Here is a 6,436-nt window from a genome sequence, read left to right as displayed (position 1 = left end):
TGGCCCAATGGCCCGCCGTTTTGAACTCGAAGCCCCAAGCGTCCATGACTTCGAACGCCTGCGGCAACATTGGGTTGGTGGCCCATAGCCACAGAAGACAATCCGGAGCCGCGATCGAGGCGATCGGCATGGCCTTAATGTCGTCCAGGGACATGCACGAATACTGGCCACCGGCTCCCTTGGACGTGACGCCCTTCTGTGAGCGCGTCTGGAACTGCCACGGCGGGTCGGCCATGATCAGATCGAAGCGGGCACCATCGGGAAGGCCGGGCAGGGTCACAGCACCCCCTCCCGGCGCTTCTCCATGATCTGGTCATAGATCGCGCGCACGTTCTGCTCGGGGCGGCGGTAGCGGTCGCTTGCGAGGCAATGCGGGACGTTGTCCAGACGGAAGTAAAGCGCCACGCCAGGATCATGCGGCATGGATTGCCCGAGCGTGACGTTCGAAGAGATCACGACGCCGTGCAGGGTCGCGCCCATTTCATCGGCCCAAAGGCCCAGCAAGTCCTTCAGAGATGCCACAGCGGCCGCCATGGTGATCATCGGGCCGTGCTTTTCGTGGATCATCCGGCGCGGAACGCCCTCGGGCCATTGCAGCGGATATGCGCGGGGTAGGGTGTCAGGCATTGTCACCCCCCTCTTTCGTGCTCGGCAACAAGCTCAACATAGGCGCGACAAGGGCGATGATCGCCGCGAGTGCGAGGGTGCGCGTGTGGTTCTTCTTGTCTTCCTTGTCGACCAGATAGCCAAACCACCCGAGCCAAGCGGAGAGAAAGACATACGCGATGAGGATCCAATACTCCCAGCCCATCAGCGCATCCCCATCGCTTCTTTATACATGTCGAGGATTGCCTCTTCTTCCGCGATCTCGTCGGCCGACTTCTTGCGAAGGGCGATCAACTTGCGCAGAGCCTTGGTGTCGAAGCCGCGCCCCTTGGCCTCGGCCATGACCTCCTTCTGCTGGTCCGCAATTTCCTTCTTCTCGACCTCGAGCGTCTCGAAGCGTTCGACAAAGGACCGCAACTCGTCGGCCGTGACGCGGTAGGTGTTGTCGCGCACCTCCCGATCGGCGTCGGTTTCTTTCATGGGGATTTTGCCATCGGAGCCGATCGCCGCTGCCGCGCTGGCAATATCGGCCGGAACCTCCTGCGCCACGACTTCGCGGTGACCGACATGGTCCGAAGAGGTCACAATGCCCTCGTCCTCCATGGCCTCGATCAAGCGCGATGCGGCGTTGTAGCCGATCCCGAGGTGGCGCTGGATGAAAGAGGTCGAAGCCTTCTGCTCCTTCACGACCAGAGCAACAGCGCGGGCATATTGGGGATTGATCGCGTCCATCATGGGGATCACGTTTGCAGCGTCAGACATCACATGCCTCCGTTCGAATGCTTGAGGAAAAAGGCGAGGCACCAGATCAGAACCGCGACAACCGCGAGGAATCCGTTCACGGCCCAGAGGTCGCGGCGCTTGATCGTGAAGCGCTGGCGCTCCTTGGCTGCCTCGTCCAGCCGGTAAATGAGCATTGCGCCGCGCTGGAAATCGAGAGAGTCGCCATAGGTCATGAGAATGGCGCAGGCCCGGCGCAGAGCGGCCTCACCGTATGGCTTCGGAGATTGAATCATCTCACGGGCCGCGATCAGGTTGTGGGCCTCAAGAGACAGGATGGGCGTCGGGGTTTTCATAGGATCGACCCCTCTTTTTCGCGCAGCCACTCGCGCACCGACTGGCGGCGATACCAGATGCGCCCGCCGATCTTCGCGCGGGGCGGGCCAATGCGCTGCGTGTGCCATCGGCCAAGCGTGTCCTTCGAGACGCCAAGCTCACCGGCAAGCTCGGCCATAGAAATCCACTCGGACAGGACAGAGTTGTCCTGCGGGTCGGGGGAAGAAATCTCTGTTTTCATTTAGAGAACCTCTGATCTTTGAACTGATCAGACGGTCACACGGCACCCCGACCGGAATGCAGGAATGGACCGGAATGACTCGCCGGTTTTCATTCCGGTTTGCGTTCCGGACAAAAAAAACCGGGCGCAAGCCCGGTCAGTCTTCGAGACAGTAGCGACAAGAGATCACAGTCACTACATCTTGAGCATGGCACCGATCCGGTGCGTCTGCAAATACATCAACATGTTGAGGTGACGTCAAAAATGCACACGGGGTGTGCTTGATGTGTTAACGGTGAATCGTTGAGGTGTAGAACGCTTTTTTTCAAGGTGCAGGGACAGGAAGTTTTGTTGAATTAAGAGGGGTTACGATAATAATGGCGCTACCGGGCAGAGCATACTATACAATTCTGGAAGCATCCGCGAGATGGGGATGCACGCCGCGATACATCGTAGAATGGGCGGCAAGCGGGCACTTTAACCTGATGAGCAACATACCAATAACCATGGCCGGAGGGCGGCGCATGGTTGGGCTGGTAGAGATTTGCGCAGAAGACTGCCTGCCCACGATCCAGCCGTCAATCCACACCGAGTCCTACGGGAACTTCATCTGCAATGTTTACCGGATCAGACCGGCCGGAGAGACGGAATGGCTGATCGTGGACAGCGGAGAGCCGATCCAGATCGACTGCCGAACCATCAAGATGCGGCAGGCCGAGTTTGATAGCTTCGAGACAGAGTATGTCAGGCCACCCACAATCGCCCAGCGCGACAAATACGATTGGGACGGAATCTACCAATTCATCTGCCTGCGTATCTTCGAAGAGGGGATCACGGAAACCCTGATCCAGCTGATCCACGAGGTGCAGGACTGGTGCATGCGCCGAAGCGATGGAAAAGACATGCCGGACGAGTCCACTCTCAGAAAGCGCCTGCGGCCACTTTACAAGTCGCTCAAAGGGTCGATGGACGAAGAACCGACAGTCAGTCCTCCACTGCTCGAACATGCGGCGACACAATCCCCGCAACCCGATTGACGCCATCGCGCAAAGGCGAGTCCATGAGGTGGGCATAACGCTGGGTCGTTTTCGCCTGAGAATGACCCAAGAGTTTGCCGATCATCTCAAGAGACGCGCCGCCCGAGACCAGCAAGGACGCAAAGGTATGCCGCAGATCATGAATGCGAACATCCTCCAAGCCAGTCTCGCGCCTGACACGGCCCCAGAAGCGCCTCAAGTCCTGCACGGGCTTGCCCTCCGCATCGCCAGGAAAAAGCCACCCCTCACCCACGCCCAGCGCCGCTCTGCGCTTGCGTATCAACGCCACTACATCGTCAGAGATCGGAACGCGGTGAATTTTGCGCTGCTTGGTGGTAGAAGCCTGTTTCGTCCAGATCCCGCGCTCAAGGTCGAACTGCTCGAAGGTCGCACATCGCACCTCCCCGAGACGGGCGCCTGTCAACAGACACATGCGGATGATATCCGGCCCGCGCTGGTCCTCGCACTGGTCCAGAACCGATATGATCATGTTGATCTCGTCCGGCGATAGGAACCGATCGCGCTCCACCTCCGGCAAGCGCCGGAACGTCTCGGCCGGATTGTCAGGCCGCATCCCCCACTTCACAGCGAGATTGAACATCTTGCGCAGAACCTCACCCACGCGGTTAGCGCGGATCGGGGTTGGCACCACGACGCCCTCCTTGTTCGGGCGGCCCTTGGCGACCTCCACCAGAATGGCGTCCACGTCCTGCGGGGTGATCTCCGAGACCAGGCGCGCATGCCATGACGGCATCACAAAGCGGCGAAGCATCGACTTCTGGTCGGAGGCGTTGCGGGCGGCCAGACGCGGCAGGTGTTCGGCTTGATACCGATCGACCAGATCGGCAATGCGCGGCTCGGCCATCGCGGCCTGGCGCTTCTCCATCGGGTCAAGCCCGTCCTCGATCTGGCGGCGGATTACCTTTGCGCGCTCACGGGCGGCGGTTACCGACCACTCAGGCCAGCGACCGATCGTGTAGCGGCGCTGACGCCCCTTGAAGCGGTAGGACATGGCAAAGGCCCTGTTTCCCGACTTGTAGACGCAAAGGGAGAGGCCACGGACCTCCTCGTCAAAAATATGATAGTCCTTCTCGCGCGGCTGCGCGGATTTGACCATCCTCTCGGACAGTTTCACTCGTTTGTTCATAGCAAATCCAAATAAACTCGATTCAGTCTTCGGGATTAGCATAGCAAAAAGTCCTTATTAAGTCCCCCGCCCACCGCTTCCAAAGGCGGGCAGGGGTTGGGCGCATGCTAGCAACCGCACCCGTGAGGGTCGGATTCAGTATTCCCGACCCGCATCAAGAGCCGCCGAGGCGACCACCCTTCTGGGTCTCTTTCGCGTGGCCGACCAGCGTGCCGACTACGCGCTTTGTTACGCTCTCCACCGCGATCCGCGCACCACGCTCGGTGAGGCAATCTGGGTGAGATTTGAATGCATCGACAACGGCCCCCTCGACCATGCGCCACAGGCGCGCGTGATCGGAGTGCTTCATGGCCGCCCGCGATGGCTTGGAATTGCGGCGCGGGATCGTCATAGCGCCCCCATCCGCACGGCTTCCTTGATCGCCTCGCGAACCGCCTCGGAAATGTCCGGGTGATTGCCATAGGCGAAAATCGAGCTCTTGCCATTGTCGAACGCGATCCGGACCGAATACTCGCCGGAGAACCGACAGTCGACGCTCACGCGGCCAATGCTCTCCGCCTCGGCCCAAAGCGCCTCAAGCGTGGCCGATGGTTGCGCATAGACGCCGTCGCTGTCCTGATCGAGGGTTAGGAGCCGTGGCATGGGTCAGGACTCCTTCTGCTGCTTCACGCGCGCCCAGGTCAGGATCACACTGCGGCCGTCGCCGGATAGTCGCATGACCAACTCGAACCCGAGAGCAATGCCGACGCCAACCGACAACCCGGCCATGACGCCGTAGCCAATGATCGCAAGAACAAACATCACGCGCCCCCCTTGAGCACTTCCACAGGATCCGCGCGGCTCCAATCACCGCCCGACTTTTTGCGCAGGGACAGCATGAGCATGTCGACCTCCTTCTGCGCATCGTTCAGCTTGTTCAGCATTTCGGTGGCCTCTCGCTGGGCCGCGCTCACCTTGAAAACGGCGCTCTCATGGGCCTCCTGGAGAAGCGCCAGCCCTTCAAGTGACTTAGATAGGGCGTCGGTCAGGTCTCGATATTCTGACATAGATCAAACCTCCTTTGAGACACGCGGGACAAGGACGTGGCGCAATGGGCCTTCCATTGTCTGGTGCTCGATGATTTCAAACTCAACGCTGATCCCGAGGGCCGCTGCGGCCGCCGTGGCGTTGTTGACTTCGACAACGGCCGCTTTCACGCGGTCGGCGGCCGTTGCGATCTTTGTGGGGCGATGGTCAGGCATATCTCAGAGAACCACCATGCAGGCGCGATCGCCCCACGTTGCCATTCTGCTCATGAGCAATCCGCGCAGGGTTCCTTCGCCCGAGACGTTCATATCCAGGTCAACGCCCGGCATGACCGTCACCCTTGCGGGGCAGGTTCCGAGAATTTGTTCAAGGCGCGGAGTCACGACGCGGACCTTTGAACCGTCCGGCAACGCGCGCCATATGCGCCGCGCCTGCAATTCATCTCGGCACACAATCAACTCGGGCAGACGTTCAAGGCGGCGCTTCGGCTCACCACATCCGAAATAGAACTTACCGATGCGGATCATCACTTTACCTCCGCAGGTTTGATTTTTTTGCGCCCGTAAATGGGCTTCACGACATATCCGAGCGCAGACAGCGCAGGGATAAGATCATCAACAGTCAAATGAGTGCGGCCGACGATGATCTCACCCGACTTTGTGGCCGTGATTTTCGGGGTATTCCGGTGTTTGTCCCCGTTGGCCTCATTCTGGATCAGCCATTTAGCTTGATTGTCGAAAGGCGAAATCCCGGTCTCGGAGAACGCAAGGCGCATCTGCAGCTGAGACATTTCATAGATCGTGCGCTCGTCGGACATGGTCCGCCCGTCCTTGCGCACGGCAATCTTGATCTTCATGCCGTCCGCAATCTCGTCCTGCATGTCGAGCGGCAGGGGGAGGATCGAGCGGATCGCATGCGGGATGCGGGCCAGAAGCCAGGCCGCGTGCGGGGAAAGCTGCCCCTCGGCAATCTCCCGAGCATAGCGGAACGTGTCCGGCAACATGCTCATGTCGCGCCCGCGCTCTTCGAGAACCGCCACGCTGATCGCTGCGTGACGAATTCCCTCCTCGGACATGGCAAGCCCTTCTTTCAGAGCATCGACCAGCTGCTGGTCCGTGAGGTTGCGGGCATTTTCAAGGGTGAATTCATTGGTCATGGTTTTCTCCTTCACTCAAAATCATCTGTTCGATTTGCGGCATGGCCATAAGCACGTCCCGCATTTCCTCGCGGGCGGCAGAGAGTCGGGCATTGGCGCGGGCTTTTGTGCTTATTTCCTCGCGGTTGCCCTCGTATCGCGCGCGGTCTTTGGCGCGTATTTCCTCGCGGTTGGCATCACGATAGGCG

15 protein-coding genes and 1 pseudogene are annotated in these 6,436 nt (G+C 59.8%); 1 reads left to right on the top strand and 15 read right to left on the bottom strand.

Going from position 1 to position 6,436, the window contains the following annotated elements:
* From BM152_RS18500 to BM152_RS18470, 7 genes and pseudogenes are all read right to left on the bottom strand, one after another.
* On the bottom strand, window positions 1-280 hold a 280-nt coding region (locus tag BM152_RS18500), incomplete at its 3' end, for an S-adenosylmethionine-binding domain-containing protein (protein ID WP_244524897.1).
* The gene (locus tag BM152_RS18495) at window positions 277-627 is read right to left on the bottom strand and encodes a hypothetical protein (RefSeq protein ID WP_066598867.1); all 351 of its coding nucleotides are present in this window, start codon (window positions 625-627) and stop codon (window positions 277-279) included. The genes BM152_RS18500 and BM152_RS18495, both read right to left, overlap by 4 nt.
* Window positions 620-811, bottom strand: coding sequence for a hypothetical protein (locus tag BM152_RS18490; RefSeq protein WP_066598865.1), 192 nt, complete (start codon window positions 809-811; stop codon window positions 620-622). Before BM152_RS18490 ends, BM152_RS18495 begins: the two co-directional genes overlap by 8 nt.
* Complete coding sequence (locus BM152_RS18865) at window positions 811-1,086, bottom strand: DUF2312 domain-containing protein (RefSeq protein ID WP_066598937.1); 276 nt, start codon at window positions 1,084-1,086, stop codon at window positions 811-813. The genes BM152_RS18490 and BM152_RS18865 overlap by 1 nt, the downstream gene beginning before the upstream one ends.
* 75 nt (window positions 1,087-1,161) lie before the next feature.
* A pseudogene (locus tag BM152_RS19600) lies at window positions 1,162-1,338 on the bottom strand (DNA translocase FtsK); the annotation flags it as partial.
* Window positions 1,339-1,367: 29 nt separating this feature from the next.
* Window positions 1,368-1,682: a hypothetical protein gene (locus BM152_RS18475; RefSeq protein ID WP_066598863.1), complete on the bottom strand. Its 315-nt coding sequence runs from the start codon at window positions 1,680-1,682 to the stop codon at window positions 1,368-1,370.
* Window positions 1,679-1,903, bottom strand: a complete 225-nt coding sequence (locus tag BM152_RS18470) for a helix-turn-helix transcriptional regulator (protein WP_066598861.1) — start codon at window positions 1,901-1,903, stop codon at window positions 1,679-1,681. The genes BM152_RS18475 and BM152_RS18470 overlap by 4 nt, the downstream gene beginning before the upstream one ends.
* A gap of 503 nt (window positions 1,904-2,406) precedes the next feature.
* Here BM152_RS18470 and BM152_RS18465 point away from each other — a divergent pair.
* Window positions 2,407-2,919: a hypothetical protein gene (locus tag BM152_RS18465; protein ID WP_139222554.1), complete on the top strand. Its 513-nt coding sequence runs from the start codon at window positions 2,407-2,409 to the stop codon at window positions 2,917-2,919.
* Here the strand turns inward: BM152_RS18465 and BM152_RS18460 are convergent.
* The 8 genes from BM152_RS18460 to BM152_RS19370 form a co-directional block, all read right to left on the bottom strand.
* Entirely contained in the window at window positions 2,867-4,066 is a 1,200-nt protein-coding gene (locus BM152_RS18460; RefSeq protein ID WP_066598857.1) for a tyrosine-type recombinase/integrase, read from the bottom strand. The genes BM152_RS18465 and BM152_RS18460 overlap by 53 nt on opposite strands.
* Window positions 4,067-4,220: 154 nt before the next feature.
* Entirely contained in the window at window positions 4,221-4,457 is a 237-nt protein-coding gene (locus tag BM152_RS18455) for a hypothetical protein (protein ID WP_066598856.1), read from the bottom strand.
* Window positions 4,454-4,708, bottom strand: a complete 255-nt coding sequence (locus BM152_RS18450) for a hypothetical protein (protein ID WP_066598855.1) — start codon at window positions 4,706-4,708, stop codon at window positions 4,454-4,456. Before BM152_RS18450 ends, BM152_RS18455 begins: the two co-directional genes overlap by 4 nt.
* A gap of 3 nt (window positions 4,709-4,711) precedes the next feature.
* Window positions 4,712-4,867, bottom strand: a complete 156-nt coding sequence (locus BM152_RS19375) for a hypothetical protein (RefSeq protein WP_156444330.1) — start codon at window positions 4,865-4,867, stop codon at window positions 4,712-4,714.
* Complete coding sequence (locus tag BM152_RS18445; protein ID WP_066598853.1) at window positions 4,867-5,112, bottom strand: hypothetical protein; 246 nt, start codon at window positions 5,110-5,112, stop codon at window positions 4,867-4,869. The genes BM152_RS19375 and BM152_RS18445 overlap by 1 nt, the downstream gene beginning before the upstream one ends.
* A gap of 198 nt (window positions 5,113-5,310) precedes the next feature.
* Window positions 5,311-5,619 (bottom strand): hypothetical protein, encoded by a 309-nt coding sequence (locus BM152_RS18435; protein WP_066598851.1) that lies wholly within the window; start codon window positions 5,617-5,619, stop codon window positions 5,311-5,313.
* Complete coding sequence (locus BM152_RS18430; RefSeq protein ID WP_066598850.1) at window positions 5,619-6,248, bottom strand: hypothetical protein; 630 nt, start codon at window positions 6,246-6,248, stop codon at window positions 5,619-5,621. The genes BM152_RS18435 and BM152_RS18430 overlap by 1 nt, the downstream gene beginning before the upstream one ends.
* Window positions 6,238-6,436, bottom strand: a 199-nt coding sequence (locus tag BM152_RS19370; protein ID WP_170845892.1) for a hypothetical protein, incomplete at its 5' end; no start/stop codon positions are given. The genes BM152_RS18430 and BM152_RS19370, both read right to left, overlap by 11 nt.

The sequence above is a fragment of the Celeribacter halophilus genome (assembly GCF_900114135.1).
Taxonomy (GTDB): Bacteria; Pseudomonadota; Alphaproteobacteria; order Rhodobacterales; family Rhodobacteraceae; genus Celeribacter; species Celeribacter halophilus.
This window is presented reverse-complemented; position numbering and strand designations above follow the sequence as displayed.